The organism is Streptomyces sp. NPDC058650, assembly GCF_042717315.1.
Lineage (GTDB): Bacteria > Actinomycetota > Actinomycetes > Streptomycetales > Streptomycetaceae > Streptomyces.
The window spans coordinates 49224-75531 of record NZ_JBHXRL010000031.1; the positions used below are offsets into that span (position 1 = coordinate 49224).

28 protein-coding genes are annotated in these 26308 nt (G+C 70.7%); 20 read left to right on the forward strand and 8 right to left on the reverse strand.

All coding sequences use genetic code 11. From position 1 onward, the window contains the following. Positions 1-135: 135 nt before the first annotated feature. From ACFWWU_RS35240 to ACFWWU_RS35250, 3 genes are read left to right on the forward strand one after another with little or no spacing between them, the layout of a single operon-like run. Positions 136-1065: a ParA family protein gene (locus ACFWWU_RS35240; RefSeq protein WP_384152586.1), complete on the forward strand. Its 930-nt coding sequence runs from the start codon at positions 136-138 to the stop codon at positions 1063-1065. Continuing rightward, complete coding sequence (locus ACFWWU_RS35245; protein WP_384152589.1) at positions 1062-1910, forward strand: hypothetical protein; 849 nt, start codon at positions 1062-1064, stop codon at positions 1908-1910. The genes ACFWWU_RS35240 and ACFWWU_RS35245 overlap by 4 nt, the downstream gene beginning before the upstream one ends. A gap of 31 nt (positions 1911-1941) precedes the next feature. Then, positions 1942-2514, forward strand: a complete 573-nt coding sequence (locus ACFWWU_RS35250; protein WP_384152591.1) for a hypothetical protein — start codon at positions 1942-1944, stop codon at positions 2512-2514. A 55-nt stretch (positions 2515-2569) separates the two neighbouring features. On the opposite strand, the gene ACFWWU_RS35255 is transcribed toward ACFWWU_RS35250, so the two are convergent. Beyond that, complete coding sequence (locus ACFWWU_RS35255) at positions 2570-2878, reverse strand: hypothetical protein (protein WP_384152594.1); 309 nt, start codon at positions 2876-2878, stop codon at positions 2570-2572. 349 nt (positions 2879-3227) lie between these two features. Here ACFWWU_RS35255 and mobF point away from each other — a divergent pair, with 349 nt between their 5' ends. The 7 genes from mobF (at position 3228) to ACFWWU_RS35290 (ending at position 10970) form a co-directional block, all read left to right on the forward strand. Then, complete coding sequence (gene mobF, locus ACFWWU_RS35260) at positions 3228-5162, forward strand: MobF family relaxase (protein WP_384152597.1); 1935 nt, start codon at positions 3228-3230, stop codon at positions 5160-5162. A 125-nt stretch (positions 5163-5287) separates the two neighbouring features. Then, entirely contained in the window at positions 5288-5485 is a 198-nt protein-coding gene (locus tag ACFWWU_RS35265) for a hypothetical protein (RefSeq protein ID WP_384152600.1), read from the forward strand. Positions 5486-6712: 1227 nt separating this feature from the next. Beyond that, positions 6713-7141 (forward strand): hypothetical protein, encoded by a 429-nt coding sequence (locus tag ACFWWU_RS35270; protein ID WP_384152603.1) that lies wholly within the window; start codon positions 6713-6715, stop codon positions 7139-7141. Positions 7142-7746: 605 nt separating this feature from the next. Then, positions 7747-9156 carry a replication-relaxation family protein gene (locus ACFWWU_RS35275; RefSeq protein ID WP_384152606.1) on the forward strand — a complete coding sequence of 470 codons (1410 nt, stop codon included), beginning with the start codon at positions 7747-7749 and terminating at the stop codon, positions 9154-9156. A 127-nt stretch (positions 9157-9283) separates the two neighbouring features. Continuing rightward, positions 9284-9952 carry a DUF402 domain-containing protein gene (locus tag ACFWWU_RS35280; RefSeq protein ID WP_384152609.1) on the forward strand — a complete coding sequence of 223 codons (669 nt, stop codon included), beginning with the start codon at positions 9284-9286 and terminating at the stop codon, positions 9950-9952. A 321-nt stretch (positions 9953-10273) separates the two neighbouring features. Further along, positions 10274-10558, forward strand: a complete 285-nt coding sequence (locus ACFWWU_RS35285; protein ID WP_384152612.1) for a hypothetical protein — start codon at positions 10274-10276, stop codon at positions 10556-10558. 109 nt (positions 10559-10667) lie between these two features. Beyond that, positions 10668-10970: a hypothetical protein gene (locus ACFWWU_RS35290; RefSeq protein WP_384152615.1), complete on the forward strand. Its 303-nt coding sequence runs from the start codon at positions 10668-10670 to the stop codon at positions 10968-10970. Between the two features lie 46 nt (positions 10971-11016). Here the strand turns inward: ACFWWU_RS35290 and ACFWWU_RS35295 are convergent, their stop codons facing one another. Further along, positions 11017-11463 (reverse strand): hypothetical protein, encoded by a 447-nt coding sequence (locus ACFWWU_RS35295; RefSeq protein WP_384152618.1) that lies wholly within the window; start codon positions 11461-11463, stop codon positions 11017-11019. 435 nt (positions 11464-11898) lie between these two features. Here ACFWWU_RS35295 and ACFWWU_RS35300 point away from each other — a divergent pair, with 435 nt between their 5' ends. The 3 genes from ACFWWU_RS35300 (at position 11899) to ACFWWU_RS35310 (ending at position 15668) form a co-directional block, all read left to right on the forward strand. Further along, positions 11899-13842, forward strand: a complete 1944-nt coding sequence (locus ACFWWU_RS35300) for a helicase HerA domain-containing protein (RefSeq protein WP_384152620.1) — start codon at positions 11899-11901, stop codon at positions 13840-13842. 84 nt (positions 13843-13926) lie between these two features. Continuing rightward, positions 13927-14748, forward strand: coding sequence for a helicase HerA domain-containing protein (locus ACFWWU_RS35305; protein ID WP_384152624.1), 822 nt, complete (start codon positions 13927-13929; stop codon positions 14746-14748). After that, positions 14748-15668, forward strand: a complete 921-nt coding sequence (locus tag ACFWWU_RS35310; RefSeq protein ID WP_384152627.1) for a hypothetical protein — start codon at positions 14748-14750, stop codon at positions 15666-15668. The genes ACFWWU_RS35305 and ACFWWU_RS35310 overlap by 1 nt, the downstream gene beginning before the upstream one ends. Before the next feature lie 97 nt (positions 15669-15765). On the opposite strand, the gene ACFWWU_RS35315 is transcribed toward ACFWWU_RS35310, so the two are convergent. Next, a complete protein-coding gene (locus ACFWWU_RS35315; protein ID WP_384152630.1) occupies positions 15766-16338 on the reverse strand; it encodes a hypothetical protein in 573 nt (190 codons plus the stop codon). Positions 16339-16543: 205 nt separating this feature from the next. Here ACFWWU_RS35315 and ACFWWU_RS35320 point away from each other — a divergent pair, with 205 nt between their 5' ends. Continuing rightward, complete coding sequence (locus ACFWWU_RS35320) at positions 16544-17080, forward strand: hypothetical protein (RefSeq protein ID WP_384152632.1); 537 nt, start codon at positions 16544-16546, stop codon at positions 17078-17080. A 124-nt stretch (positions 17081-17204) separates the two neighbouring features. On the opposite strand, the gene ACFWWU_RS35325 is transcribed toward ACFWWU_RS35320, so the two are convergent. Further along, a complete protein-coding gene (locus tag ACFWWU_RS35325; RefSeq protein ID WP_384152635.1) occupies positions 17205-17777 on the reverse strand; it encodes an HD family hydrolase in 573 nt (190 codons plus the stop codon). Positions 17778-18028: 251 nt separating this feature from the next. On the opposite strand from ACFWWU_RS35325, the gene ACFWWU_RS35330 reads away from it, so the two are divergent. From ACFWWU_RS35330 to ACFWWU_RS35355, 6 genes are all read left to right on the forward strand, one after another. Continuing rightward, positions 18029-18283 (forward strand): hypothetical protein, encoded by a 255-nt coding sequence (locus ACFWWU_RS35330; protein ID WP_189554800.1) that lies wholly within the window; start codon positions 18029-18031, stop codon positions 18281-18283. Further along, positions 18252-18779, forward strand: a complete 528-nt coding sequence (locus tag ACFWWU_RS35335) for a DUF6879 family protein (RefSeq protein WP_384152638.1) — start codon at positions 18252-18254, stop codon at positions 18777-18779. The genes ACFWWU_RS35330 and ACFWWU_RS35335 overlap by 32 nt, the downstream gene beginning before the upstream one ends. Before the next feature lie 28 nt (positions 18780-18807). After that, positions 18808-19659 (forward strand): helix-turn-helix domain-containing protein, encoded by an 852-nt coding sequence (locus tag ACFWWU_RS35340; RefSeq protein WP_384152641.1) that lies wholly within the window; start codon positions 18808-18810, stop codon positions 19657-19659. A 93-nt stretch (positions 19660-19752) separates the two neighbouring features. Continuing rightward, a complete protein-coding gene (locus ACFWWU_RS35345) occupies positions 19753-19941 on the forward strand; it encodes a hypothetical protein (RefSeq protein ID WP_384152644.1) in 189 nt (62 codons plus the stop codon). Further along, positions 19938-20423, forward strand: a complete 486-nt coding sequence (locus tag ACFWWU_RS35350; protein WP_384152647.1) for a DUF6415 family natural product biosynthesis protein — start codon at positions 19938-19940, stop codon at positions 20421-20423. Before ACFWWU_RS35345 ends, ACFWWU_RS35350 begins: the two co-directional genes overlap by 4 nt. 96 nt (positions 20424-20519) lie before the next feature. Then, positions 20520-21134, forward strand: coding sequence for a hypothetical protein (locus ACFWWU_RS35355; RefSeq protein ID WP_384152649.1), 615 nt, complete (start codon positions 20520-20522; stop codon positions 21132-21134). A 13-nt stretch (positions 21135-21147) separates the two neighbouring features. Here the strand turns inward: ACFWWU_RS35355 and ACFWWU_RS35360 are convergent, their stop codons facing one another. From ACFWWU_RS35360 to ACFWWU_RS35375, 4 genes are all read right to left on the reverse strand, one after another. Beyond that, a complete protein-coding gene (locus ACFWWU_RS35360) occupies positions 21148-21459 on the reverse strand; it encodes an HTH domain-containing protein (protein WP_384152652.1) in 312 nt (103 codons plus the stop codon). Further along, complete coding sequence (locus ACFWWU_RS35365) at positions 21456-22355, reverse strand: replication initiation protein (protein WP_384152655.1); 900 nt, start codon at positions 22353-22355, stop codon at positions 21456-21458. Before ACFWWU_RS35365 ends, ACFWWU_RS35360 begins: the two co-directional genes overlap by 4 nt. Positions 22356-22948: 593 nt before the next feature. Continuing rightward, on the reverse strand, positions 22949-23341 hold the full coding sequence (locus ACFWWU_RS35370; protein WP_384152658.1) for a hypothetical protein: 393 nt from the start codon (positions 23339-23341) through the stop codon (positions 22949-22951). After that, entirely contained in the window at positions 23341-25743 is a 2403-nt protein-coding gene (locus ACFWWU_RS35375; RefSeq protein WP_384152661.1) for a Helicase associated domain protein, read from the reverse strand. Before ACFWWU_RS35375 ends, ACFWWU_RS35370 begins: the two co-directional genes overlap by 1 nt. Between the last annotated feature and the right edge of the window lie 565 nt (positions 25744-26308).

Consider the following 26308-nt stretch of genomic DNA (forward strand, 5'->3'; position numbering starts at 1 on the left):
GACATGCCCAGGGCCCGCATCCCCTTCCCGAGGGGTGCGGGCCTTTCGTGTTTTCAGGGCGGACAGCAGTGATACAGCGCGGCCGTGGCACGATGCGGGGCAGCATCACCCCGTATCCGACAGGAGTAGACGCCCATGCTCGATGACGACGAGACCCCGCCGATCGACCGGGAAGCGTTGAGCAACACCTACGTCATCGCTAACGGCAAGGGCGGCGTCGGCAAGACCACGCTCGCATCCAACCTCGCCGGCCTGGTCGCCGCCGACGGAGGTAGCGTCCTGCTGGTCGACGTCAACGGTCAGGGCAACGTCGGCCGTGACCTGGGATACCGAGGAACCGCGGCCGACGACGAAGGGGCCGCCTTCTACGAGGCCCTGCGCACCGGCAAGGCGCTGGAGCCGGTCCGTAACGTGCGCACCGGCCTGGACGTCATCGTCGGCGGCCAGCACATCGGCGCCGCTCCCGACATGCTCGCGGCGACCTTCCGTATGCAGCAGCACCGACAAGCCCTGGCCCTGGCCGTGTGCCTGTCCCCCATCGCGCGCTCCTACGACCTGGTCGTCCTCGACAGCGCCCCCGAGAACCCGCCGCTGCAGCAGCTGGCCTTGTCCGCCGCCCGTTGGATGGTCGCGCCGACCCGCTCCGACAAAGCGAGCATCAACGACGGCCTCGGGAGCATCTCCCGACAGGTCCAGCTCGTACGCCGCAGCGTGAACCCCGACCTCGAACTGCTCGGGGTCGTCCTCTACGCCACCGGCAGCGCCTCCAAGCAGATCCACCGCAACGCCCGCGGCTGGATCGCCGAAGAACTCGGCGCCGATGCCTACCTCTTCGACACGATCGTCCGCTACGCCGAAGCGGTCGGCCAGGACGCCCGAAGCCACGGCCGCCTGATCCACGAACTGGAAGAAGCGGCCGCAAGCAACCCCAAGTTCTGGGACCTCCGCGCAGGCCGCGCCGCCGCCGGCACCGTCGTGTCCGCCACCTCCGCCTCCGTCGCGGAAGACTTCGCTACGCTCGCCCGAGAAATCTTGACCCGGGCCGCCGAAGGTGACGCAGCATGACAACGACCGAATCCGAGACGACCGCTGACCGCTTCGGCCTCAACGAGCGCCCTCGACGCTCCCAAGGACTCGCTGGGCTGGCCCGCAAGACCACGGCCGCCGTGGATCCTGTCGCCCTCACGCTGGACACCCTCCCGGATCCGTCCATCACTGCCAGCTCCGACCAGCCGCTCACGGAAGCGGAGCGCAAGGACCTCGCTGTCTGCGAGAGCGTGATCCGTTCTCACCATGCGTCGTACTGGATGACCGGCAAGGCGTTGGACGCCGTGGCGAACCGGCACCTGTACCGGGCGGAGTACCCCACCTTCGAGGCGCTGCTGGAGGACTGGGACGTCTCGCTGGCCGACTCCAGCCGGATGCGGCGCGGCTGGCGACTCGCAGCCCGCCTCCTGCCTGACGTCCCCAAACTCACCCGCTCCCATGTCGAAGCCCTGCTCCCCACCGTGGAGCGGTACGGTGTCGAAGCAGCGGCCACCCTGCACGGACTGCTCCGCGAGGCCCTGCCCAAGGTCACAGCCAAGGCCATCGCCGAAGTCGTTCGTGAGCTGCCTGGCCCGCAGAGCGACGGCGACCCCGCGGAACAGATCCGAGAACAGGCTGAGAAGGCGCTCACCGAACCGGACCAGGATCAGGGCGATGCCGACGAGCCGGCCGACGAGGCGCTTCAGCTGGCCGTCAGCCGCAAGGCCCGACAGCTGGCGGACGACCTCAAGCGAGGCCGCATCCCCCGACGTGAGCTGAACCGCACCCTCGCCGAAGCCTTCGCAGACCCCAACGACACCCGGGTCTACCAAGCACTGGTCCGCTGGGCGAAGGATCGCGATCGGCCGACAGGCCAGCAGTAGGCTCCGCCGGTCCTTCCAAATTTGGAAGGAATTGTTCGAGCGAATCGAACATGTCGTCTGTGGGGGCAACAACAGCCCCGGCGCCCCACCGGAGTTCGTCCTCGGCAGCCGGTGCCTGGCGGGGGAGCTCACGCCGGGCGGTGAGGAGTACGGCGAGGGCCTGGGCGTGGGCCGCGTCCAGGGTGATGGTCAGCAGGGCGGGGCCGAGCTGGTGGACCCGGTGCCCGAGGCTGTGCCCGGCGAGAGCCCGCCGCAGGCCCGTACTCAGCACCGCCGGGTCCTCGACACAGCCGGCCGGACCGGATGGCGCGGCCGGGGCCGGTGCGCGCTCCACGCGTTCACGCAGCGCGGCGACGGCGGCCGGGACGACCCCCAGGAGCTCGGCGGCCTCCGGGCTGAGATCGGCCAGCGCCCCGGCGAGTACCTCCAGCGCGGTGGCCGCGTCCTCGACGGCTCCGCTGCTCCACCGATCGGGTCCGGCGGCGTCGGCGAGAGCGCACACGGCGATCACCGCGTTTTCGGCCAGCGGGTCCAGGAGGGGGTTGGAGTGCTTCATGTCCCGCCCAACGAGTATGGCCAGTCCGGTGGTGCTGGCACTTCATGATCGCTGCTGTGCCGGTGCGGTTTCACGCGTGAAAGTAGCTGCGAGCCCTCTCGGGTCAGGGGCCGGTGAGGATGTCGTGGGTGCCGATGCGCCTCCAGATGACATGCGGTGTGCCGGGACGGCATGAGGCCCCGTACTGCCACGTGGCGCGCCCTGCCGGGCCGGTCCCTGCGGACCAGGTGAGTTCGTAGATGCCGGGGAACCCGCTGACCTGCTTCACGCGGAGGCCGGCGCGGAAGCGCCCGTCGGTGTCGCGCAGGTCGTGGACGAAGGCGCTGACGGCCCGGCGGAAACGCTGGCGCTGTTCTGGGTTGAGGCGGCGCAGGTCGTTGTTGAAGCGGGTCATGGTCTCGTAGGTGGGCACGTCGGTCCTCCAGGCAGCAAGAAGCCCCCGGCGTTGCCGGGGGCGAAGAGTGGGTGACGTGGTGCAGAGCGCGGCGTCCTTGGCCGCTGGGTGGGGGAGCGGTACGTAGATGTGCGCTCGATGTGCGCTCGTTGACGGTGAAGTCGTCTACTTGCGGTTTTCGGGGCGTGTGAGGCGTGTGTGACGGGGTGGCCGCGCAGCATTTGCATGGCCCTGGTGGTGTCCGCCAGGCGGGCGCGGTGCCGCCGAGAACGCCCGCCCGGCGGGATCGGCCGTGAAGTTCCGGTGAACTGTCCCACCCCACGGGATCGCGCTTTTCCGCAGGTCAGAGCCGGTGTCCCCTGTGGGGATGCTGAGTGTCGCGAAGGTCCAGAGGCGTAACGCCTGGCGTTACTACGTACGCGGAGTCGCATTCGGGGACGGCCGCCGCCCGGTCGGTCAGTCCCTCAAGGAGGCCCAGGAGCTGGCCGGCCTCCCGCCGGGGAGGTGGCTGGGGCGCGGCCTGGACGCGCTCGGGCTCACCGAGGGCGCGGAGGTGTCCGAGCGGCAGATGAAGCTGATGTTCGGGCAGGGCCGCCACCCGGACGCCGACCGCATCGAGCGCGGCCTCCTGGACGACGGCGCCGACCCGGCCACCGCGCGGCTGGCGACCGTGCTCGGTCAGCCGATCGAAGAGATCGAGGCCCGCAAGCAGACCCCGCTGCTCGCCCTCGACTTCACCTTCCGTCCGCAGGCGTCCCTGCACGTGCTGTGGGCGCTGGGAGACGCCCACACCCGCCGGATCATCGAGCGGGCCCACGAGCGGGCCATCGCCACGGCGCTGCGCTGGCTCGAGGACGAGGTCGCGGAGACCCGGTGGTCTTCCGGCCGCGGCCGCGCGAAGACGCCGGCCTTGGTGGTTGCGGCGTTCCGGCACTACGACAATCGCGACGGCTTCCCCCTCCTGCATGACCACTGCCTGGTCCTCAATCGCGTGCAGCGCCTGGACGACAACGGTGATCCGAAGTGGGGCGCGCTGGACACCCGCCGTCTATACCGCCATGTGGTGGCCGCCGGGTCGCTCTACACCCTCGCGATCACGACCGAGGTCTGTGAGGAGCTGGGACTGGCGACCGTGCCCCGGGAGGTGACGCCGGGCCTGCGCCCCGTCATGGAGATAGCCGGTGTCGACTCCAAGCTCATCGACTGGTCGGCCACTCGCCGCCAGCAGATCGAGGACGTCCTGGAGGGCCTGACCTACAAGTACGCGCAGAAGCACGGGCGGCTGCCCGGCGAGAAGGCCCGCGAAGGCCTCGGGTGGTGGGCCGCGCAGGAGACCCGCCGTGAGAAGAAGACCCCGCGTCCGCTGGAGCAGCTGCTCGTGTGGTGGAAGGCGTCCGCGCTCCTGAAGTTCGGCCAGCAGATGGTCGACGGGCTTCTGCAGCGCTGCCGCGCGGCGGGGGCGGCGATCCGCGCCCGGGTCGACCCGCACATCGACATCGTGCTCGCCGCCGTCGACGTCGCCGCGGTCGTCTTCACCGTGCGCGGCAAGTTCGCCCGCCGCCACGTCCTGGCCGAAGCGCGCCGGCATCTGCTGGAGACCCTGCGCGGCCGCGAGTTCACGCGCGGCGTGGACGACTACATCGCCACCCGCGCCCTGTCCGACCACGGCCGCCAGACCACCGATCCCCAGCCCGGCCGCCGGGCCCCGGCCGCCGACCAGATCTTCTACACCGCCGACTTCACCGAGCCCGACCCGTGGTTCATCGCCGGCACCGACGGCAAGCCGCCCCGGGAGTCGTCCCGCTACGAGCGGGCCCGGGTCGCCAGCCTCGCCGTACGGAACGCGATCCGCGCCGCCCGCACGGCGGCCGCCGGGCAGGACGACGCCCCGGCCGCGACCACATCGGCCGCTGCGCGCACCGACGACCAGCACCACGACCAGGCGTCAGCCCCGCCGCACGCCGTCGACCACCCCGGCCGGGACGCCGCTCTCACCCCGGCGCAACGAGCTGCCGCTATCCACGCCCACCAGCAGGCCGCGATGCCGCAGGAGTACCTGGAGGGCCGTACGACCGACCCGGCGACGTGGCTGAGCACACCGGAGAACCTGGAACGGTTCGCGGCCTACACTCGCGCGGCCAACGCCCGCCGCCGCGCTATCGAGGACCGTGAGATCCCGGCCTCGGCCGCCGACCCGTCAGCCGACCCGGCCGGACCGGTCGACCGGCGCCGCCAGGAGCACGAGCAGCAGCGCCAGCAGCCCGACCATGGCCCCGGCCACGGCCAGGGGCCCCGGCCGTGACCGCCCGGCGGGACGCAGGACGAAGCCACCGCGCCAGAACCCGGGACGTGCCCGGCGCTCCGGCCCCGGAGACATCAGGGCGCGGTGAGAGTACGGGGACCGCCCCCGCGAAACGAGGAGGAACCATGGTCGACCTGATCCTGATACAGCTCTCATCGGAACAGCGGGAGCGCCTGGAGCAGCTCGCCGACGCCAGCCGGCTGCGGACGGCGCTGTACCCGTCGCCGAAGCCGCGGCCGGTCCGGCGCCGCTCCCGGCAGTACCCCGATGGCCGGCCGAACCCGTGGCGCGCCGCGCGCCTTCGCCGCCGCTACTTCTGGTGAGTGGACACGGTGGACTCCACCGCGCACCCGGTGGACGATGCGGCCCCCGGAGAGTGGAGCCCACCGTGGGGATCCACCCGATGGGAGTGGAGTCCACCGCGGAGCGCACCGGGTGGGAGTGGACTCCACCGCGACATCGGGTGGACTCCACTCCGGCGAGCACCGCCCGGTGGGCGTGCGGGACATCGAGGCATCCGGTGCGCGCACCCGTTCCGGTGGTGCGCACCGTGCGGTAACGATGAACGGCATCGAGCGCACCGGTGCGCACCACGGCGATGTCGTCCACTCCCGGCCGCCGCACCGGTGCGCATCGTGGTGCGCGCACGGAGGTGATGGTGCGCGCACCGGTGGGCCCTGGTGCGCGCACCACATCCTCGGTGCGCGCACCCAGCGCACCGTCTGCCCGAGCCGGTGCGCACCGCTTGGCTGTCCCACCGAAGCGCGCCCACCGGACCCACCCTCACGCCCAGTTCATGTGATCTGCCGCACATCCAGGGTCGGCATAACGTGCATATGGGATTTCGAGGGGACGGAAGTCAAGGGGGTGTGTGATATGGGGACTTCGCTCGATCCGGCCCCTTGTCGCAACAGCCCGCGCACCGCCCGGAACGCGCCGCGCGCCATGATGCGCACCGCCAGGCCGTGGTGCGCGCACCTGTCGGCCCGCCCGCACGGGTCGGTGCGCGCACCAACCGCACCACGATGCGCACCGCCACTCCCGGTGGTGCGCACCACCGCACCCGAGGCGCGCGGCGGGCGCACCACCGCCCCGGGAGCGGAAGCCCATCGTGCGGAGTGGAGCGCACCCGATGTCCGCCACCGCATCCGATGTCCGGACGATGCACCGCATCCGATGCACGACATCGCGGTGGGAGTGCCCTGCATCGCCTCGGGAGTGCACGACATCGCGATGGGGAGTGCACAGCATCCGATGCTGTGCACCGGATGCCGGGCCAGTCCGGGAGGGTGCATCGCTCCTTGACCGGGTTGGATAGCGGCCCCGGGCGGCACGCATCGCTCCTTGACCAGGTTCGCTACCTGCGACATCCCGCCCGAACGAGACAGCGCCCGGGGGAGGAGAAATCTCCGTCCCCTGGGCGCTCTCCCGTTCGGGCGCAACTCATCGCGCCGTGCGCGCCCCGGTCCGCTCCCGCGCGCCACTGCTCGGGTGTACCTGGTGCGCGTGGCGTGTGTCGGCCGCCAGAGGCCAGGTTCTACGATCCGCGCGTGGGACAGACCCCGGCACAGAAGGCCGCGAAGACGGCACGCGGGCAGCAGCCGAAGAAGCGGCCCGGCAAGGCGCAGCGCGAGGCGATCAAGCGGGCGCAGGCGGCGAAGAGCAAGGCGGGCGGTGGGAAGCCGGCCGCGAAGAAGGCGGCGGCCAAGAAGACGGTGCCGCTGCCGCGCGGGTCGCTGCGGGCCGCGTACCCGGGCACCTGCCCGGCCTGCTTCAAGGACTACGCCAAGGGCGAGGTCATCACGAAGGTGGCAGACGGCTGGGGACACCCCGGCTGCGCGCCCCGGCCGTTGTCGGCAGCCGAGCGGGAGTTCGCCCGGAACAAGGCCCGGATCGAGAGCGGCGAGACGTTCCGCGGCCAGAAGCCCTCGGACTGGCGGCGCGGAGCGTCGCCATCCAGCAGCCGGCCCGCCCGCTGACCTTCGGCCGGTCGGTGTGGCGTCGGCCACGGGCAAATCGGTTGCGCAAGCCTCAACCCGATGAAAGCGGACGCAGGTCGGGTGGAGCGTCGGACGGCGGACAAGGGGTGATCGAGCAGGGTGGCATCCGTCCCGCACGCGAGACAGATGCGCGTGGGACGGATGAACGCCGCCCACCCCGGCCCGGCCGGGAGGAACGAGGTCCTCGTGCCCGCACCCGCCCCTGTGCTGCCCCCGGCCGTCCCTTCCCGCAGCGGCGCCAGCAGGGCACGATGGAGTCCTGCACGCCGCGAGAGCGCCGCCCCGTGGGAGGCGTCCGCGACCGGCCCGCAGTGGTGGGCAAGCCCTGGTGAGCTCCTGCCGCCGCCGCTTGCGTTCCCACTGCCGAAGCCACTTCCGTGCCCGACGTCCGACTGTTCGGCTTTTCCCCTTGTCAGAGCCGGTTTTCGCGCCCATCCCGGATTGTCAAAACCCTCTTCTCTACTCCTGAACCTGGAAGGAAAGGCGGAGGAGGAGATCATCGGGTCCGGGGGCCCGCCGCCCGTGACGGCCGGGAACGCGCCGTCGGCCGCCGTGCGGTCGGTGCTGTGGGGAGGGCGAGCCTGATGGCGGGGAAGAGGAAGACGAACGAGGCGGGATCGACCAACGACCTGCGCGCGGACGTGCTGTCCGTGCTCGGAGTGCTCAAGGTCGCGACCGCCGATCAGATACAGCGCCTCGCCTCTCCGCACCTGAGCTACCGCCACACCCTCAAGGAGACGCCGGCCAAGCGAAAGGAAGCGCGGACCGCCTCCCATCGCGGGGCGGCGAACGATCTGCGGCGGCACGGCCTGGTCGTCGACGGCGGCCGCACCCGGGGCAACGAGGAGGTACGCATCCTCACCGCGGCCGGGCTGGCCGCCGCCGCGATCGACCTGGACCGTGAGCCGGAGGAGATGGGCGGCATGCCCAAGAGCGCCGGCCGCTCCGGGGCTTCCCATCCGATGACGGTGAACGAGACGGTCATCGCGCTGATCCGCCCGAAGCCCGACCTCGACCTGGTCGTCGGGGAGCCGGCCGAAGCGGTCGCCGCCGCGCAGGCCGCCGTCGACGCACCCGACGGGATCGGCACCCTCACCTCGTACGCCACCGAGGTCGCGCTCCCGGTGAAGGGCACCTGGAAGAACCCCGCGGTCGGCAGCGCGCGGGCCGATGTCGTCGTGACCGCTCCCGGTGACGGGGTGCCACTGCTGTTCATCGAGGCGGACAACTGCACCGAGGAAGCAGTCCTCATCGCCGCGAAGTTCGACAAGTACCTGCGGTTCTTCCGCCGGCAGGAGAAGGACACCGACGGCAAAGAGAAGCCGATGTGGCGCACCCGCTGGTCCGCACCTGCCTGGGAGGGCTACGAGCGGGTGCACCCGCCGGTCCTGCTCGTCTTCCACGAGGTCGGCAAGCGCTCCGCGAAGAAACAGATGGAGAAGGTCGCCGACCTCACCCGCTCCCACTGGCAGGGCCGGTGGTACGCCGATGGCGGCTACCACTCCTACGACGGGTGCATCCCCATCGTGGCGACCACCCTGGAGCTGCTGCGCGAGCACGGCCCGGCCGGGCCCGCGTTCTGGCGCTACGGCCGCGACCGCGACCGCGACCGCCTGGAGCCGCTGCACGACGCGATCGGCAACCACCGCCGGGACGCCTACCTCGCCCGCCGCCGCCAGGCCGCCAGAGAAGAGGAGCAACGCCGCGAGGAAGAGCGAACCGCGGCGCGGGAGGCGCGGCGGCCAGCATGCGCGAACTGCGGGGCGAAGTTCACCGACGACCGCTGGCAAGCGGTCGGGTACACCCGCAACCCCGAGTCGCACAAGCACCTGTGCGAGGACTGCCAGAGCCGAGCCGTCGCAGCAGAGCAGTGGGCCGAAGCCGACGAACGTGAGCGCCAGGAGCAGCTTCGCCAGCAGGCGGAAGAAGCCGAACGCGCGGCGGCACAAGCGCCCGCCGCGAAACCCCGCGGCCTGTTCGGGCGCCGCCGGTAAGCGCGGGCAAGCCCAAGGGCACCCTGGGCAAGCCACCCTCGGACGGCGGCTTGCCCACCCCGGCCGGGATCGGCTGAGGTGGGCAAGCCGGGCCGGGCGGCCCGGCCCGGGGCCGGAGAAGGGAACCGTGGTGCGCGGATTCGAGACGGGCCAGACGGTCGTACGGCGCGATGTCCACCGCTCGGGGCGGGTGTGGAGCGAGCTGGCCTTGCGGGTCGTCGACGACACCGGCGAGGCGCTGGTGACCGCCTGCGCCCCCGGCACGGAGGCCCGGTGGCCCGCCCTGTACGCGCAGGCCCGCGCGGAGGGAGACCGCGCGGTGCGTACGGAGGCGTTCGACGCGATGGCGGCGGGGGAGTGGGAGCTGGCGGCCGGGGTGTGGCAGGAGACGGACCTGCTGCTGTGGAAGCCGCCCACGTCCTGGTTCAGCGTCAACGCCTTCTTCGTCCCCGACAGCGGCGGCGGGCGCCGGCTGCGGAACTGGTACGTGAACTTCGAGCACCCCACCCGCCGCACCGAGGCCGGCTTCGACACCCTCGACCTCACCGTGGACCTGGTCGTCGCGCCCGACCTCACGAGCTGGGAGTGGAAAGACGAAGACGAGTACGCCCACGTGCGGCGCCTCGGCATCGTCTCCGACACCGAGCACCGGGCCGTCGACGCCGCCCGCGGCGAGGTCCTGGCGATGCTCGCCGCACGCTCCGGCGTCTTCGCGCAGGCGGAGCGGTGGGCGGCCTGGCGGTGGGCGCCGGCCTGGCCCACGCCGTGCCTGCCCCGGCCTGTGGCGGCGACGTAGCGGGTTGCACCGGAAGGGGGCTGGAGGGTTGCTTGCAGAGGTGCACTAGGAGTTGCACCGGAGGTGTGACCGTGAGTGGGCCCCCCACTTTTTCGATCTTGAGCGTTATGCCTGGTCAGGCCCCGTGGGCAAGCCCCCTCGCCACGACGACACCTCTTTACCACGCGACAGCCGTGGGGCAGAGGTCTCCTTTGTTGCCCGGGGCCGGCGGCCAGGCCGCGACGCTAACGAACCCGGTGCTCTACGTTCCCGCCCGCTCGGTCCCGCGACCGCGTCTCCACCCAGGAGACCACGCGCGGCCGGGCGGAAAGGAACGTCACCATGACCTTCATCGAGCCCGGCCTGTCCGTACGCGACGGCTTCGCGGAGGGACCGCTCGCGGATGCCGCGCTGTCCCGCGCGGCCCGCGCCGCGCAGCTCCTCGACGAGCTCCAGGAGCAGGCGCCCACGCTGACCGACGGCCAGCTGCGCGACGGCGTGCACCGGGCGCTGCGCCGCTACACCCGGGAGCAGCCGCCCGCCTGCCAGGTCGACAGCCTCACCGCGCTGATCCGCCGCGGGGTGCGCATCGACTGGCCCGTCCCCGACCGTCTGCCCTGCGCCTGAAGCCCGCCAGGCGGGAGGGCGCCCGCGGCCTCTCCCGTCCGGCGGGAGGGGCCGGACTATCGGGCGCCGCCGGCCTTCCGCTGTCGGCGGTGGCTGGGAGGCTGGCCGGATGAACGCCGATGACGAGCAGCTGCTGCGCGGCCGGGTGTACGGCCACGACCACGACGACCCCAACCCCGGCCCGCTGCCGCACCAGACGTACGCCGCGCTGGTCGGCGGCCCGCTGGACGGCCTGCTGCTCGACATCACGGGCTGGCGGCCGGAGGAGATCGAGGACGGTGTCGCCCTGATGACCGAGCTGGGGCGGTGGCCCGGAGGCCGGGCGCTGTACGACCCGCTCCCCGACGCCCCGCGCCCTGCCGCCGGCCCGGGGGTGGTGTGCCGCTTCCACTACTCCGGCGACACACCCTGACCCCGTCGATGGACGACGCGCAAGCGTGGGGCGGGGGAGCGACGCGCTACGACATGCTGCTGTAGTCCTGCGGCGCCTTGCGCAGGATCGCGACCATCTGTTCCTCGGTGAGCGAGCGGTGCACCGGAGCGGAACAGCTGGCGATCTTCTGGAACAGGACTTCGGCCGGGATCGGGGGAACGTTCGCGAAGAGCGGGTGGTGGTCTGCCCCGGCGCCCTCGCTGAACTCCCGGTGCAGGAGCCAGATGGCCTCGGCAAACATGGGGTAGTTGCTTTCGTGCTTGGCCCAGAGGCATTTCAGCGACTCGAAGCCGGTGTCGCGCTTCACGAAGCCCCACCAGTACGACATCTTGGCGGTCTTGTCCTCGAACTTGTCGTCGTGCTGGTACTGAGTCCAGTCGTTGAGGATCTCCCAGCGCAGTGCGTTGACGATCACTCCGCTCGGTGCGTCGGCCTGCGCCATGTCGAACACGAACCCTTCGTCAAAGGACATCCAGCCACCGTAGCCACTTCGTGAGTTGGCGACTCCCGATCCGTGACCTCCGCCGGTTCGGAACGCGAAGAATTTCAGGTCCGCGCGATGCCTGACAGGTCAGTGCGTCACAACTTGCCCCATTTCAGGATGGTTTTATCTCCTGATTCGCGGCCTTCTGGTGGCCAAGGCCGCACCCCTTACCTCCGAACGTACCCGCCACCTGGAGGCCGCCGTCAGCCGGTCATACCGAGCGCGTTCTCGGGACTGCAGTAGGGGCAGGGCGCGCCCGCGCGGATAGGCAGGCGCGAGGGCCCTCCAAGCCGAAAAGTTATCCACAGATCCGCAGCTCAGAGCCGGTTTCCGTCGTCCCGTATCCACAGGCTCAAGCTCCTTCAATGGCGGTGTCCGCTTCCGGGTGTGAAGTGCCCGGACGCACACCGAAGGGGCACAGCCATGGCACAGACCAAGTTCGACAAGCAGGTGGAGGAGAACACCGAGTCGCTTGTGTTCGGGATCGGCAGGGTGTTGGCCGGCCGGGACCTGGACGGCGTGAAGCGGACCGACGCCACGTTCTGGCGTTCGGGTACCTGGGTCCTGCCGAAGGTGGAGGGCCGCGTACCGCGCCGCTCCTACAAGCCCGGGTGGCGGCGCCTGTCCTTCCGGGTCGCGCTGGGGGCCGGTGTCTGGGAGACCGGATACCTGGCTACCCAGGACCTGGAAGCCACGGTGCAGAGCGTCCAGGAGCTGTGGGACACCCGGGACCAGGCGATCGCGGTACTGGAGACCGGCGGGATCGGCGCGGCCTCCGTGCTGACCGTGGGCACCGCGGCGTACATGGCGCTGACCCGCGAGCGCCGGGAGCTGATGCGCGAGTGGGTCGTCCCGCTGCACGAGGCGCTGGCCCAGCCGCTGGGGGTGGCGGAGCAGACCGACCCGCGCCGCTACCTCCACATCCCGAAGAACTTCTCCGACGACGACGCGGAGATACGCGTCGACCTGCCCAGGAACCTGAGGTTCTCGCGGGACCAGGTCGCCAGCCTCATCACCCAGAAGCTCGCCCTGGAGGGCGTGACGTTCTCCTGGAACGTTGCTGCGCGTGACACCCACCTGCTGGTGAAGAAGACCCGCAAGCCCCCGGCGAAGGCCCTCTTCAAGGACCCCAAGACGCGGGAGCTGGTGGCCAAGGCCAAGGAGTCCGCGCCCATCATCGGGTTCGGTGCCGGCGGGGGGATCGTCTCCGTCGACCTGGACGCCGAATCCCCGCACATCCTGGTCAACGCCTCCACCGGCGGCGGCAAGTCGGTGACCCTGCGCTGCATCGCCTGCCAGATGCTCCACCACGGCAGCCACGTCTTCGTCCTCGACACCAAGCGGATTTCCCACCCGTGGGCGCGCGGGGTTCCAAACGTCACCTACTGCGCCGACATCGCCGACATCCACGACCAGCTCATCGCGCTCGGCATGGAAGGCCGGCGCCGCACCCGGGTTGCCGACGAACTGGGCATCGGCGCCGACCCCAAGGCCATCGGCCCCCGTCTGCTGATCCTTCTCGAAGAGGTCAACGCGACGATGAAGCAGCTGGCCCGCTACTGGGAGAAGACCCGCGAGTCCGGCGACCCGAAGGTCTCCCCGGCCATCGACGCGCTCAACGAGATCCTCTACATGGGCCGCCAGCTGCGCATGCACGTCCTCCTGGTCGCCCAGTCCGCGACCGCCCGCGCCCTCGGTGGCCCGGAGGTCCGCGAGCAGTTCTCCACCCGCATCCTTGCCCGCTACAGCGTCAACGCCTGGCGCATGCTCGCCCCCGAGGTCCACCCCGCGCCGAAGTCCACCAAGCACCACGGCCGCGCCCAGGTCGTCAGCGGCGGGTCCGCGCGCGAGACGCAGATCCTCTTCTTCACCGAGGCCGAAGCCCGCGAGTGGGCCAGCACCGGCGCGGCCGCTACCGGTCCCCAGAGCGCGGGCCTTCCCGTACAGCCGGGCCCGGTCGTGCTGGACAAGCCCGCCGCCCCGCCCGCCGACTCCCTGGCCGACGCCTGGAGCGACCCGGCCCTCCCGCCCACCACCCCCGATCCGGCGCCGGCCGCCGACATCGACGTCCTCGCCGACGCCTGGAACACCAAGCCCCCGGCCGCCGACCCCGCCAACCCCGCGGCGACGCCGCCGACGAGCCCGGCCCCGGTCGACGACGACCAGGCGGTGGGACTGCGCGAGGCCCACCAGCACCACCTGCCGGACATCACCGTCGCAGCCCTGCGCTACGCCCGCGCCAACGACCGCACCTTCCCCAAGCCGGTCGACAAGCGCGGCACCGAACTCCTCTACCGCGCCGGTGACCTCAAGCGCTGGGCACGCAACCGGCCCCGCGCCGCCACCGGCACCACCGACCTCGACTGAACGGCCCCGGCCGCTCCAGCCGACACCCCCGCCCGGAGAACACCCGGTTCACCAGGCACAGCACAGAAAAGGAACACCGCCACCATGTGGAAGACCACCAACAAGAGCACCCTCCCGCAGCAGCTGCGCCTCACCGACCCGGGCGTCCGCGAGCAGCTGGAAGCACTGCCCGCCTCCCAGGTCCTCATCGGCCACGGCACCGACGGGCAGCCGGTCTGCGTCGACCTGGACAACGAATCGCCGCACGTCCTGGTCTACTCCGCCTCGGGCGGCGGCACCTCCACCGCCCTGCGCACCCTGACCGCCCAGCTCCTGCACAACGGCGGGCACGTCCTGGTCCTCGACTTCAAGCGCATCTCCCAGTCGTGGGCGCGCGCCCTGCCGACGGTGACCTACCGCCGCGACATCGACGACATCCACGACGCCCTTCTCGGCCTGAGCGCCGAACTGAAGCGCCGCATCGACCACGCCGACGAGCACGGTGACACCGAAGACCTGCCCCGCCTCACGGTGGTGCTCGAGTCCGCCGGCCACACCCTGCGACAGCTGGCCCGCCACTGGGAAAAGGTCCGCCAGGCGGGCGACCCGAAGACGTCCCCGGCCGTGAATGCGTACGAGGAGCTCCTCTTCGCCGGGCGCGAGGTCCGCATCCACATCCTCGCCGGCGCCCAGAGCTACAGCGCCGCGCTGGGACGCGAGCACTTCTCCACCGTGCTCCTGGGACGGGTCACCACCCGCACCTGGAGCCAGGCGGCCCCGCAGGTCGCCACCGTCCCGAAGGGAAGCGCCCACCCGGGCCGCTTCCACACCGTGCAGGGCTCCACCGCGCACCCCACGCAGGTCCTGCTCCTGAGCGAGACCGAAGCCGCGGCGTGGGCCGCCGCCACGAAGACCGAGGAGAGCTGATGCCGAATCGGCCGGACCGGGACCTGTCCGGTTCAGCCGACACGATCCCCCTCGTCCTGGAGAACACCCGGCTCACCAGGCACCGCACAGAAAAGGAACACCGCACCATGACGAACACCACCGCGCTCCCGCAGATGCTGCACTTCACCGACCCCGGCCTGCGCGAGCAGATAGAGGCGCTCCCCGAAGGGACCGCGCTCATCGGCATCAGCACCACCGGGCGGGCCATCGCCGTCGACCTGGACGCCGAATCCCCGCACGTCCTGGTCTGCACCGCCACCGGCGGCGGCAGCACCACGATGCTGCGCTCCCTGACCGCCCAGTTCCTGCACCAGGGCGCCCACGCCCTGGTCCTCGACCCCAAGCGGATCTCCCACCTGTGGGCGAAGTCCCTGCCCACGGTGACCCACCGCGGCAACATCGCCGGCATCCACGACGCCCTGGTCCACCTCGCCTCCGAGCTGGAGCGCCGCCTCGACCTCGAAGGCGACCTGGACGACGTGCCGCGCCTGATCGTCGCGGTCGACGAGGCCAACACCACGCTGCGCCACCTCGCCCGCTACTGGGAGACCTTCCGGCAGAAGGACGACCCGAAGACGTCCCCCGCCATCGCCGCCCTCGAGGAAGCCCTCTGGGTGGGACGCGCGGCCCGCATCCACGTCATCTTCGACGGACGGCCCCAGGCCACCGTCCTCGAAGGGGCCGCTCGCGAGCTGTTCGCCACGGTGATCCTGGCGCGGTTCACGGCCGACACCTGGCAGCGCCTCGCCCCGATGGCCGGCCCCGCCCCGAAGCAGAGCCCGCACCCGGGCCGCTTCCACGTCGTCCAGCAGGACACCACCCACGAAACGCAGGCGGTCCTGATGACCGACGCCGACGTCGTCAACTGGCTCACCGACCCGGACGACAACGAGATCTGACCTAGAGCCGGACACACCAAGGGCCCCGGGGGATCAGCCATGACATCCCCGGGGCCCGGTTGGGTTCACGCGGTCCAACGACCGCGCGCCCCCGGCGTTACGTCGCGGCCAGCTCCGGCACTTCGAGAGCTTCGGCCACCTTGCGGGCCAACTGCGCCACCCGCGGCGGCAGGTAGCTGTCCAGAGAGTCGACGTCGTCGCACAGCTTCGCCTTCAGCCCGTGCAGGCACGCCTCGGTGAACAGCTTCTGCGGGTCGTCCTCCACCTCCTGCGCGTTGGTGGCGTGCCTCTGCCCGGTACGGAACTGCATGCTGGCCCAGGTCCCCGGCTCGCTCGCGCAGACGGGAGCCTCTTCGCCCAGCAGACCCGCCAGGTGCGCCCACTCTCCGTCCCCTGGCCCCTTAGCCCGGTCGTGCTGCTGTTCCAGCTGGAGGTACGACTCCAGGGATTCCCGGCCCATGCCCGTGCGCCGGCAGTACGCGGCGATCAGCATGGCCACCATGTTCATCGTGTCCGCTGCGTCCGTGGCCCGGTACAGCGTCATGCGCTTCCAGGTGTGCGCCTGGTCGGGCTCGGTGTACCGCAGCACCTCCTGGCAGTTCTGCACGCCCTCGGAGACCAGCTGGTGAATCGCCCGGCGCAGCGGCTCGGGCATCGGGGTGGAGTCCATGGCCGCACGGTAGAGGCGCCGCACATCCGAATGCCACGGCCGCAAGGTTCGCTCACCCGGATAGACCAGAAGCTGTCACGGCTGCGGCGTCCTCGCCGAAGCCGACGGCCGCCCGTCGGCACCGCTGGAAGGCACCGCCCGCTGCGCCCGTGCGGGGGTGTGGCGCTGCCTGCGGTCGGGAGTCAGGCGGAGCACAATACGGGTCGTGTACACCAACCCCTCTGAAGACCTCCGCGATCGGGAACTCACCGAACTGGGCCGTTACTTCACGCCTGGCGAGGCTGCTCGCGCCCGCGCTCTGGCTACGCAGCTCGGTACGTTCCTCCTGCACCAGCACGCCAAACGCCTCCGCAAGCTCAGCGCGCGATTCAGCGACCGCCCCCGCAAAGCTGCGGCACTAAAAATCTGGCTGGCCTCCCTCTCGAAGGAGAGACAGGGCAACTTCGCCGAACTCGCCGCCTTCGAAGCCGCCGCCCTGGTCCTTCCCGCGAGCGTCGACGGCGCCCACTGGTACAGCGGGTGGAAGATTCTCCAGGACTACCCGGGCTCGACACCCGACAGCCTGCGCGCTCAGGCCAGTGAACTGGAGGGCCTGTACGCCCAGGCGGTGCTGCGCCGCAGCAAGGGAGCACAGACTGGGGAACAGGCCCTGGAGGGCGAGGCATCGGTGACGGCAAAGATGCCGGGGCGCAGGGGTTCGCGTTCGGCCTCCAGGCCCGTCACGACGCTCGCTGCTTCCTGAGCTGTCTGGCCCCGCTTCCAGGCTGCCGACGGCGCGCTGGGTGAGGCGCCGATCGTGCTGGGGCTCGCCCCGTGCTGGCGGGTGGGCCCCAGCAGGGCGCGGGTCAGCGGTTGTTTGGAACTGATCAGCGCAGGAAGTTCTTCTGCCACTGGAGCGAGTCCATGCTCAGCGCGGCATCGGCCAGGGCTTTCGCGGACGGGGTCTTGAGTGAGGCGAGGCTGGTGTCGATCCAGTTCTGGGTGAGGCTGTAGCCCTGCTCCCGGTATTCGACTGCCTGGACCAGGCATTCGAGCTTGTCGGCGTCGCGGGCGACGATCGCCTCCGGGGTTTCGCCGGCCTCGTACTCGTCGACCGCGCTCTGCACGCCGGTGCGTACGGCGGGGTGGGCGTTGGCAACCTGGTCGGCGGTCACCTCGCCGTTCGGGGCGGCCTTGATGTACTTCCGGCCGATGTGCGGGATGTCCCCGACCCGCGTCTCCTGGCTGTCGTGGAACAGGCACATCAGCGCGACCCGGGCCGGGTCGACGCCTTCCATCATGGCGAGGACGGATCCGATCACCCCGACACGGAACGAGTGCTCCGCCACGGATTCGGGGGCCTTGTTGCCGGTGAACCCCCAGCCGGTCCGTGCGACGCGCTTGAGCACGCCCATCTCGGAGATGAAGCTCGCGGTGCCCTGGGTGGTGTCGTCGGCCATGCGGTCCTCCGGTGGCAGCGGGTGATCGAAAACGTAGTGGACATAGGCCAGCTCGCGCCGCGGTCTCGTCGATAGCGCTGCCCCGGCAAGGAGCCGATCAGTCTTCTCGCGCTGTGGAGCCGCGAACGACCGGGCGACTGCCTCTGTTCGGCGCTGCTTCACCGCCCTCGTGAGCGCCCCTTGACGCTGGCTCCGGCCTGCGGGACGGTCGGTGCGCAACTACTCGCAACTGGCTCGCTTCGGAGGGGATCATGGCGTTACTTTTCTTCGGCACGGACCCGAACTCGGGTGGAGGGAACTGCCCGGCGGTGTGGGTGGACACCGACGCCGCCCAGGGCCCGGAACTGGTTCTGCAGGGCAAGTTCGCCGACCCGGCGACCCGGGCCACCTGCCGTCAGGACAGTCCGCCCGCAGAGGACGAAGGGATCGTCCGGATCCCGCTCAGCATGGTGGAGCAGATCAGGAGGGCGTGCGATGCCGCAGAGGCCGCCGGCACCCAGCTTTGAGGAGCTGCTCGACTCCGCCCAGGCCCACGCCCTGCACCTGGAGCTCCGCGACGTGTACGCGGTGGGGGAGGAGCGCGAGGTCTTCGAGGCGTTCCTGCGCGACGGGAGCGTGCCCGCAGACGATTCGGACTACTGGAGCGGGTGGCTGCCGCTGGTGGAGCGGACCGTCGCCCGCGGGGTGAAGGTCCGCCGGGCCCGGGTCGTGTCCGAGCCCGTCACCGACTACATCCGCTTCGAGTGCGCCATCACCGACGCCAACCTCCGGGCCGGCGAACAGGTCCGCTGGCTGCCCCGCCGCCGCGCCTCCACCCTCGCCCTGCCGGGCAACGACTTCTGGCTCATCGACGACCGGATCGTGCGGTGGAACATCTTCTCCGGTGACGGTGAGGCCCTGGAGCCCGACCACACCGAGGACCCGCAGGCCATCAAGCTGTGCGCCGAGGCGTTCCGCTCGGTGTGGGACCTGGCCACCGAGCACGCCGACTACCGCATCTGACCGACGCACACCCAAGGGCCGCCACCTCATGACGACCGCCTCCCCATCCTCCAGCGCACAGGGGGCCCGCGAGGCGCTCGCCGTGCGGTTGCAGCACCTGCGCAAGGACGTCGGCCTCACCGGGAAGGAGCTCTCCGCCCGGTGCGGCTGGCATCCGGCGAAGACCACCCGCATCCAAAAGGGCGCGGTCCTGCCCTCGGATGCGGACATCCGGACCTGGTGCGCGGCGTGCGGCGCGGACGACCAGGCCGACGACCTCATCGCCACCGCCCGTGCGGTCGACTCGATGTACATGGAGTGGCGCCGCCTGCACCGCAACGGCATGCGCCAGGTCCAGCAGGACTGGTACGCCCTGCACGAGCAGACCCGCCACTGCCGGGTCTACGTCTCCAACGTGCCCCCGGGCTTCCTCCAGACGCCGGCGTTCGCGACCGCCCTCATGAAGCAGATCACCCGCTTCCAGGGCACCCCCGACGACGTCGCCGAAGCCGTCGCCGCCCGCGTCGCCCGCTCCCGGTTCCTCTACGAGGGCGGCCACCTCTACGTCGTCCTCCTCGAGGAGTCCGTCCTGCGCTACCGCACCGCCGACCCCGAGGCGATGCGCGGGCAGCTGCGCCACCTCCTGGCCGTGATGCCGCTCGCCTCCGTCTCGCTCGGGATCATCCCGTTCACCGCGCAGCGCACCGTCTGGCCCCTGGAAGCGTTCTACGTCCACGACGACACCACGGCCGTGGTGGAGACGCTGACAGCAGAGATCAAGGTGACGCAGCCGCGCGAAGTCGCCGACTACGCGAAGGCGTTCGCCGGCCTCGCGGAGATGGCCGTCTACGGCGACGCCGCCCGCGACCTCATCCGGGCCGCGATGGACGCGCTGGAGTGAAGTTCTGCAATTTCCCGCAATTACGTTGAGGACGGAGCGACGGGATCCGTAGCGTCGAACGACACGACGCACCCAGCAACGGAGGCGGTGCCCATGAGCGCACCCACACCCGTCGGCCCTCAGCCGGAAGACCGCGGCCTCCAGCCGCCCGCCTTCGGCCGGCCCTCCCCGGCGCTGATCGCCCGCGCCGACCGCGGCTACGCCCGCTTCCTCGCCGCCCCGGCCCCGGACGCCAGCACCGGCGACCACGACCAGGACGACGACGCGGCGGGCACCCGATGAGCGACACCCACGTCGTGCTCTACGACCCCCAGGGCCTGATCGAGGCCGAACTCCCCCTCGACCGCGCCCCGCACGAAGCGCTCGTCACCGCCGTCCTGGCGTGGAACGACCCGGACCTCGCACCCCGCGACTACGAGCAGATCGCCCTCCAGCTCACCGGGCACGCCCGCGCGGTCGCCTCCGACGTCCGGCGTCTCGCCGCCGCCCTGCCCAAGAGCGACGGCCGCGGCGCCCTCGCCGAAGTCGTCCTCCGCGAAGCCGACGGCCGCCTGTCCGCCCCGCTCAAGGGCACCGCCCGCTGCGTCCAGAACCGCGCCCGCCTCGTCCAGGCCCTCTACACCCGGCTGGACCGCCTCACCGAACCCGCGTCGGAACGGCCGACCGGGACACCGAGACCGGAACCGTTCCCTACGAGCTGTACGCGCTGGAGACCGACGGCATCTGAACCAGCGCAGGCGCAGGGTCCGAACGGCTGCCCCTGATCGACCGCTGACGGCCCATGAGGCCCGCCACCGCAGGTACGGTCATTCACGGCACGCAAGACGGCACACACCACCGGGACCCAGGGGGCAACGGGCGTGGAGAACGGATCGGACAGCATCCCGTGGGGCGGCGAGTGGCGACGCCACCTCCGCTCCGCCGCCGAGATGGATCTCGTGCGCTCGTGGATGCGCCATGTCGAATGCCCGACCTGCAAGGCAGCCGCAGGTCGGGCCTGCCGCACCGCGGGCGGCCGCCCGACCAACGAACACCGCGCACGCCGTGACGCCGTCGGCCCCATCCCGTACGCGAAGTGGCGAAAGGAGGGCCTCATCCCGGAGCAGCGGACGTACACGATCCCGGCCGTGCTCAAGGAGTCGGAGAAAGCCCGCGCCGACTTCAACGTGGACACCGCCCTGGCCGACGGTGTGGCGGTCGTCCGCATGTTCCTCGCCGACCGGCTCGGGCTGCTCCTCCAGGGCGAGGAAGCCATGGACCGCATCGACGACGCCGTGCGCAAACTGATCGAGGTCCGCGGCCCGGTGGGGACGGCCGACGTGGTCACCGTCCTCGCCAGCCAAATCGCCTCGCTGCTGGCCGCGACCGCCGGCCCCGACGGCGACCCGGAAGCCCTGCTCGACACGATGATCCGCGCGCAGATCGACACGGCCCGCAAGATGCAGAAGATCCAGAAGGAACGCACCGAGGGATGACCCGGCTGGCCCGCTACGCCCGGCCCTGCTCCTGGGTTTCACCGGCAGCGGCGTAGCGGGTGAGATCGACACCGGCCGAGCGGGCCTCCTTGAGCCGGACGGACACCAGACCGGCAGAAACATTCAGCTCGCGCGCGATCTCGTAACCCTTCAGCCCCTGCCGGTGCAGTTCGACGATCTCGTCCCGCCGCTGCCGGGAGCGGCCCTCGTACGCCGTGCGTTCCTCGGCGATCATGCGCTGCACCGTCCGCTCGGACACTCCGAACCGGTCTGCGAGCTCACGGGCGGTCGCGGTGCGACGTTCACGCCTGGGCTGCTGCGTCACGGCTTCCCCCTCATGTACTCGAGCATGGCTTCGGTGCGCTCGTCCCGGCCTGCGGTGCGCGCCTGACCGCTCTTCTTGCCGCGGGCGGACTGGATGGCGACGAAGGTGGCCTCGTAGACCGCCGCACCGTCCTTCCACATCCTGGAGCGCGTCGTGATCCACCGGTGGATGCTGTTGGCGATCGCACGGGCCTCAGATGTCGGCAGCGGCTCCGTGAACTCGGCGTTCCGGGTGTGCACTTCCGTGTGGATGGCGGTGTGGAGGGTGTCGGGGCTGCCGAAGTGGTGGCGTACCTCGCGGTACGCCCAGGTCCGGGCCGTCTCGAAGATCGAGCAGTTGCGCCCCAGCCCTGTGATGTTGGTGCGGAACCGCTTGGTCTCCCGCCAGCGCGTGGGCGGCATGTGGCCGCTCAGCGCCTCCTCCAGGCCGCCGAGCGTGTGGAGTCCGCCGTGGAGCCACTCGGTGCTCCAGTCCGTGTGCAGCGGGTTCTTCGTCATCAGCCCCGAGTACGCCGCATCGCCGTCCAGCGCGCGGCGCAGGCCCTCGGTGACGGCGGCGGCGTAGGCCAGTGGCTTGCGCCGGGCGTACTCGGTCCGCGTCACCGCTTCCGCCAGGGCCCACACCGCATGAGCGTGCCCATTCACCGGGTTCTCCACGACCGCGTTGGGCAGCGGATGCGATCCCACCGACGACACCGCCCGCAGCACCGCATCCGAGTGGTCCACATCCACGACGAGGAGATTGCTCATCGCCGACGGGTTCGCCTCCACGTACCGACGCGTCATCGCCACCGGCCGCCGCTCCCGCCGGATCCCCTCCTGCAACCAGTTCGTCGCGTACGGCCGCAACGGCAGCCACAACTCATCCCACTGCACTCCGGGCAACTCGACGTTCATGCGCTGATCATCCCGATCCGGCGGACCCGAGAGAGCCGGACACGCCGCGAACTTCAAAGTCCGTCACGAACCAAGTCAGATGGTTGGGGGTATCCCGGCCTGCTACACCCGGCAACTCCCACGGGAGGACTTCACAGTGGCCGCATCTTCAAAGTCCGTCACGAACCAAGTCAGATGGTTGGGGCATCTCAGCCTGCTGCACCCGGTAGCCGCTACGGACGGACTCCGCGATGGCCGCATCTTCAAGGTCCGTCACCAAGCCAAGTCAGATGGTTCCCGCCCACGCGGCGCTCGTTCCCGCTGGAAGTCATCAAAGTACGCCACGAAGGCCAAGTCAGATGGTTCAGCTCCCGCCGGGCACCATGACCTACCCCCGACTCCCCGACCAGCCCCGGCCGCCCCGTAGTTCGCCGGGGGAGCACCCCGAAGATCCCAGGGCCTACACGCACGCCAGTGCGATGCTCGCGGCCCAGAAGCCCCGGCATCGCACCCCAGTGCGTGTAGAGCCTGGGGCCGGTGCCCCTGGCCCCAGACAGCGAAGGACCCCGGGCCGCCCGCGCGCCCCGGGGTCCTGTCGCCGGTCTCACCGCCGTTCACCAGTCGTCGGGTGCGCTGCCCACCCACGCGATCGGCCGGCCCTCGCTGGTGCGGCCCCAGTGCGGTTCCTCCATCGAGGTCTCGTGACCGTCGGGCAACGCGCAGATCCGCCCCCAGCGGCCGTGCTTGCCCCCGCAGAGCCCGGCGAGCCCGTCCGCGTCGCCCTCCGCCACGGCCTGGTCGTAGCGGTCCTGGAACGGCTGGAGACGGGCGCACAGCTCCGTGCCGAGCTCCGTCTCCGCCGCCTCGACCTGCGCCCCCGCCTGCTGCACCCCAGGGTCGGCCAGCAGAGCCGAGATGACGTGCTCCGCCTCCGCGAAGGCCCTCTCCCGGCCGTGCCGCCGTACGGCCGCCTTCACGCGCTGCTCTTCCCCGCGGTCGCCGCTCATCACGCCGCCGCCCCTTCCGTCGTCGCCCACTCCAGCCCGAGGCCGGCCAGCGCGGCGAGCTTGTCGGCGGTCAGCTTGGCCCGGCGGCTCTTGCTGTTGCTGAGGAACACCCCCAGCTTCACCTCGCTCCCGTCCCCCAGCCGCTCCACATGAGCCCTGGGGACGGTCACAGAGCCCTCGCGGGCCTTGTACTGCGCCAGGGCCGCCACGCCCTTCTCGAAGGCGCTCACAGCCTTCTTGGTGCCCTTGGCGGGCTCCGCCTGCTCCGGGGGCAGCGGCACCACGCCGACCGCCTCCAGGAGCTCACGCTGCCCGTCCATCAGCCCTGCCCAGACCGTGTGCTGACGCTGCTTCGCCAGCCACTTGCCCACGTCCATGCCGTGCACGGTGAAGCCGGGCAGGACATCGGAGTGGTCCTCCTCGTCCGTCAGCAGCTCCCGCAGCGCCGCGTAGTGCCTCTGCCACTCCGCCGGCCACGCCGGGTTCCAGTGCTCATCCACGGCCTCCAGCGCCGTCTTCCACTCGGGGTGACCCTCCAGCGCACCGGCACGCCGCAGGTTCGACAGCCACTGCCCCACCGGCCGGTCCAGCATCGTCGCGGACCGGGGCGCGCACAGCGTCCAGTGCTGCTCGTAGTACGCCTTGGCGGCCTCCAGGTTCTCCTGGAACCGCTCATCGGCCGGGCTCCAGACCATGCCCAGCTTCTCCAGCCGCTGGGCGCGCTGGCCGGTCATCTGCCCTGCCCCGTACGCCCGTCGCTGCTCCGCGACCCACTGCCCCAGCGGGTACGCGCCCTCCTTGTGCCCGTACGGAACCCGGGCGTGAAGCTCACGATCCGCGAACTTCTTGAGCGACGCCCAGCCGCGCCCCCAGTCCTGGCGCTCCGTGTCGATCACGTTGAAGGAAATCCAGTCCGCGACCATCACCGGGTCACGCGGGGCCGCAAAACGCAGCAGTAGACGGGATTCATCCTCGCCTTCCTCGGGCGGCGGACCGATGTACTCGGACGGCTGCGCGACGTCCTTCTGAGGCTCCTGCGGAATCGCGAGCAATTCGATTGCCTCTTCGTCGTGAGCCCGCAGACCTTCAAGAACCTTCACCAAAGGCTTATACGATCCGGAGGTGAACATGTCTTCCGGCTTTTCTCCAGGCTGGAGAAATACCGGCACGATCAGAGACGCGACTTTCCCCTGTCCGGGCTTCTGACGGAGCGCCCGGCCGATCGCCTGGACGATGTCGTGCGGAGCGCCCTTGGGGTCCAGGAGGGCCACCGAGTCCACCGCCCGGATGTCCACGCCCTCGCCCAGGACCCGGCAGTTCGAGAGCACCGCCCGCTGCGCGGTGGACCCGAAGCCGCCCAGGACTCCCCGCCGGCGCTCGGGCACGTGCTCGCCGCACAGCCAGTCCGCCCAGATCCGGGCGGGGTACTTCTCGGGCTGGTCCGCGTGCAGCTTCGCCGCCACGCGCTCCAGACCCTCCGCGTACGCCTGTGCCTCTATCGTCCGGTGGTGGAAGGTGATGCACGTCGACAGGTCGTGCTGCGCCATCGTGTGCAGCAGCGCGGCCTGGAGCGCCCCGAGACGCTCACCGCGGACCTTCTCGCTGTGCCGCTCCTCGCCCATCAGCCGCTCAGGCGTGACGACCGGGTCCTGGAGCTCCAGGACGATGATCTGGTACCGCGCCAGCAGCTTCCGCGACACGGCCGACGCCAACGAGAGCTTGTAGAGGACCGGCCCGAAGACCCGCTCGTCGTCCATGGAGGCCGCCATCTCACGCGGCAGCGGGTCACGCACCCCCTCCGAGACCTCGCGGTTCAGCCGCTCCTCCCAGATCCGCGGCGTGGCCGTCAGGTACAGCCGGCGGTGCGAGGGGATGACGCCCTGGCTGTGGACGTCGGCCCACGCCTTACCCATCGAGCCCGACGTCCGGTGGGCCTCATCGACCACCGTGAGGTCCATCGGGGCCAGCTGCTGCCCGTAGGCGCCCTCGAAAGCCTCCGCCAGAACACCGAGGCTGGCGTACGTCCCGAAGATGGTGACCGGCCCCGAGCTGTGCCACAGAGCCAGCTGCACGGGATTCGTGGTGGAGCGCACCTTGAGGTTCCACAGCTCCGGGTCGTCGGTGAGGCTGCACACCGCAACAGCCGGCCCCGAGTGCCCAGCGCCGCGCCACGCCTGCACCGTCTGGGTCAGAAGGTCCAGCGTCGGCACCAGGACGAGAATGCGGCCCTTGGGCACAATGCGCTTCGCCGACGTCGCCGCAATAATGGTCTTTCCCGTGCCACACGCGGCGTGCACCTGCCCGCGAAGGCCATTCACGGGGATACCGCCCGGCGGGATATCGAAGCCCCGCACGATGGCGGCAACGGCTTCGATCTGGTGGTCACGCAACTTCACGGCCATTTCCCGTGTTCTCCTTTTCGCGGAATGTCGCGCGTAATCAGAATGAAAGGTCCCGGCGCGATGGTGTGGCCCGGGGTTGTAGTGTCTGGACCCAAACACTACACAGGCACGGCACGTGATGCATCACCCACGCGCCAACTTTCACCCCCAGGGTGATACATGGCCGAATCCTGCCCCGAAGCGGCCGGTTGTCCTGTATGCTGGTGGGGTATTGGTGAGTGTGACCGGGCAGTTTTGAGGGTGGGGGAGTGGTCAGGGTGGAGCGCAGCGGAACCCGTCACTGCGGCGCGGCCGGCACCCGATCGGGCCGACAGTCCGTCACATCCGTTGCGGGGGTGGTGGTCAGGAACCCCAAGCCCTACACAGGCCCCCCGCACGATGCACCCCCTTGCTGCCAGCCCAGGCGACCGCGCTTGCGCGGGTGCCCGCAATGAGCGCTTGCGCGAATTGCATTCTCTTCCGGAATTCCGTTTACGGAATTCCATTCCGGCGCTTGCGCCGGAATTCGAATTGCGCTTGCGCAATTCATTCACTATGACCCGGCTTGCCGGGGCATATCCCGCTC

Excerpts from the sequence above, each read along its gene's own strand:
- ACFWWU_RS35375 (WP_384152661.1), bottom strand. The coding sequence starts at position 25,743 with ATGGCCGTGAAGTTGCGTGACCACCAGATCGAAGCCGTTGCCGCCATC.
- ACFWWU_RS35350 (WP_384152647.1), top strand. The coding sequence starts at position 19,938 with ATGAGCGACACCCACGTCGTGCTCTACGACCCCCAGGGCCTGATCGAG.
- ACFWWU_RS35290 (WP_384152615.1), top strand. The coding sequence starts at position 10,668 with ATGAACGCCGATGACGAGCAGCTGCTGCGCGGCCGGGTGTACGGCCAC.
- ACFWWU_RS35275 (WP_384152606.1), top strand. The coding sequence starts at position 7,747 with ATGGCGGGGAAGAGGAAGACGAACGAGGCGGGATCGACCAACGACCTG.
- ACFWWU_RS35265 (WP_384152600.1), top strand. The coding sequence starts at position 5,288 with ATGGTCGACCTGATCCTGATACAGCTCTCATCGGAACAGCGGGAGCGC.
- ACFWWU_RS35295 (WP_384152618.1), bottom strand. The coding sequence starts at position 11,463 with ATGTCCTTTGACGAAGGGTTCGTGTTCGACATGGCGCAGGCCGACGCA.
- ACFWWU_RS35305 (WP_384152624.1), top strand. The coding sequence starts at position 13,927 with ATGTGGAAGACCACCAACAAGAGCACCCTCCCGCAGCAGCTGCGCCTC.
- ACFWWU_RS35310 (WP_384152627.1), top strand. The coding sequence starts at position 14,748 with ATGCCGAATCGGCCGGACCGGGACCTGTCCGGTTCAGCCGACACGATC.
- ACFWWU_RS35285 (WP_384152612.1), top strand. The coding sequence starts at position 10,274 with ATGACCTTCATCGAGCCCGGCCTGTCCGTACGCGACGGCTTCGCGGAG.
- ACFWWU_RS35330 (WP_189554800.1), top strand. The coding sequence starts at position 18,029 with ATGGCGTTACTTTTCTTCGGCACGGACCCGAACTCGGGTGGAGGGAAC.
- ACFWWU_RS35335 (WP_384152638.1), top strand. The coding sequence starts at position 18,252 with ATGCCGCAGAGGCCGCCGGCACCCAGCTTTGAGGAGCTGCTCGACTCC.
- ACFWWU_RS35365 (WP_384152655.1), bottom strand. The coding sequence starts at position 22,355 with ATGAACGTCGAGTTGCCCGGAGTGCAGTGGGATGAGTTGTGGCTGCCG.
- ACFWWU_RS35325 (WP_384152635.1), bottom strand. The coding sequence starts at position 17,777 with ATGGCCGACGACACCACCCAGGGCACCGCGAGCTTCATCTCCGAGATG.
- ACFWWU_RS35240 (WP_384152586.1), top strand. The coding sequence starts at position 136 with ATGCTCGATGACGACGAGACCCCGCCGATCGACCGGGAAGCGTTGAGC.
- ACFWWU_RS35340 (WP_384152641.1), top strand. The coding sequence starts at position 18,808 with ATGACGACCGCCTCCCCATCCTCCAGCGCACAGGGGGCCCGCGAGGCG.
- mobF (WP_384152597.1), top strand. The coding sequence starts at position 3,228 with ATGCTGAGTGTCGCGAAGGTCCAGAGGCGTAACGCCTGGCGTTACTAC.
- ACFWWU_RS35370 (WP_384152658.1), bottom strand. The coding sequence starts at position 23,341 with ATGAGCGGCGACCGCGGGGAAGAGCAGCGCGTGAAGGCGGCCGTACGG.
- ACFWWU_RS35315 (WP_384152630.1), bottom strand. The coding sequence starts at position 16,338 with ATGGACTCCACCCCGATGCCCGAGCCGCTGCGCCGGGCGATTCACCAG.
- ACFWWU_RS35345 (WP_384152644.1), top strand. The coding sequence starts at position 19,753 with ATGAGCGCACCCACACCCGTCGGCCCTCAGCCGGAAGACCGCGGCCTC.
- ACFWWU_RS35245 (WP_384152589.1), top strand. The coding sequence starts at position 1,062 with ATGACAACGACCGAATCCGAGACGACCGCTGACCGCTTCGGCCTCAAC.
- ACFWWU_RS35300 (WP_384152620.1), top strand. The coding sequence starts at position 11,899 with ATGGCACAGACCAAGTTCGACAAGCAGGTGGAGGAGAACACCGAGTCG.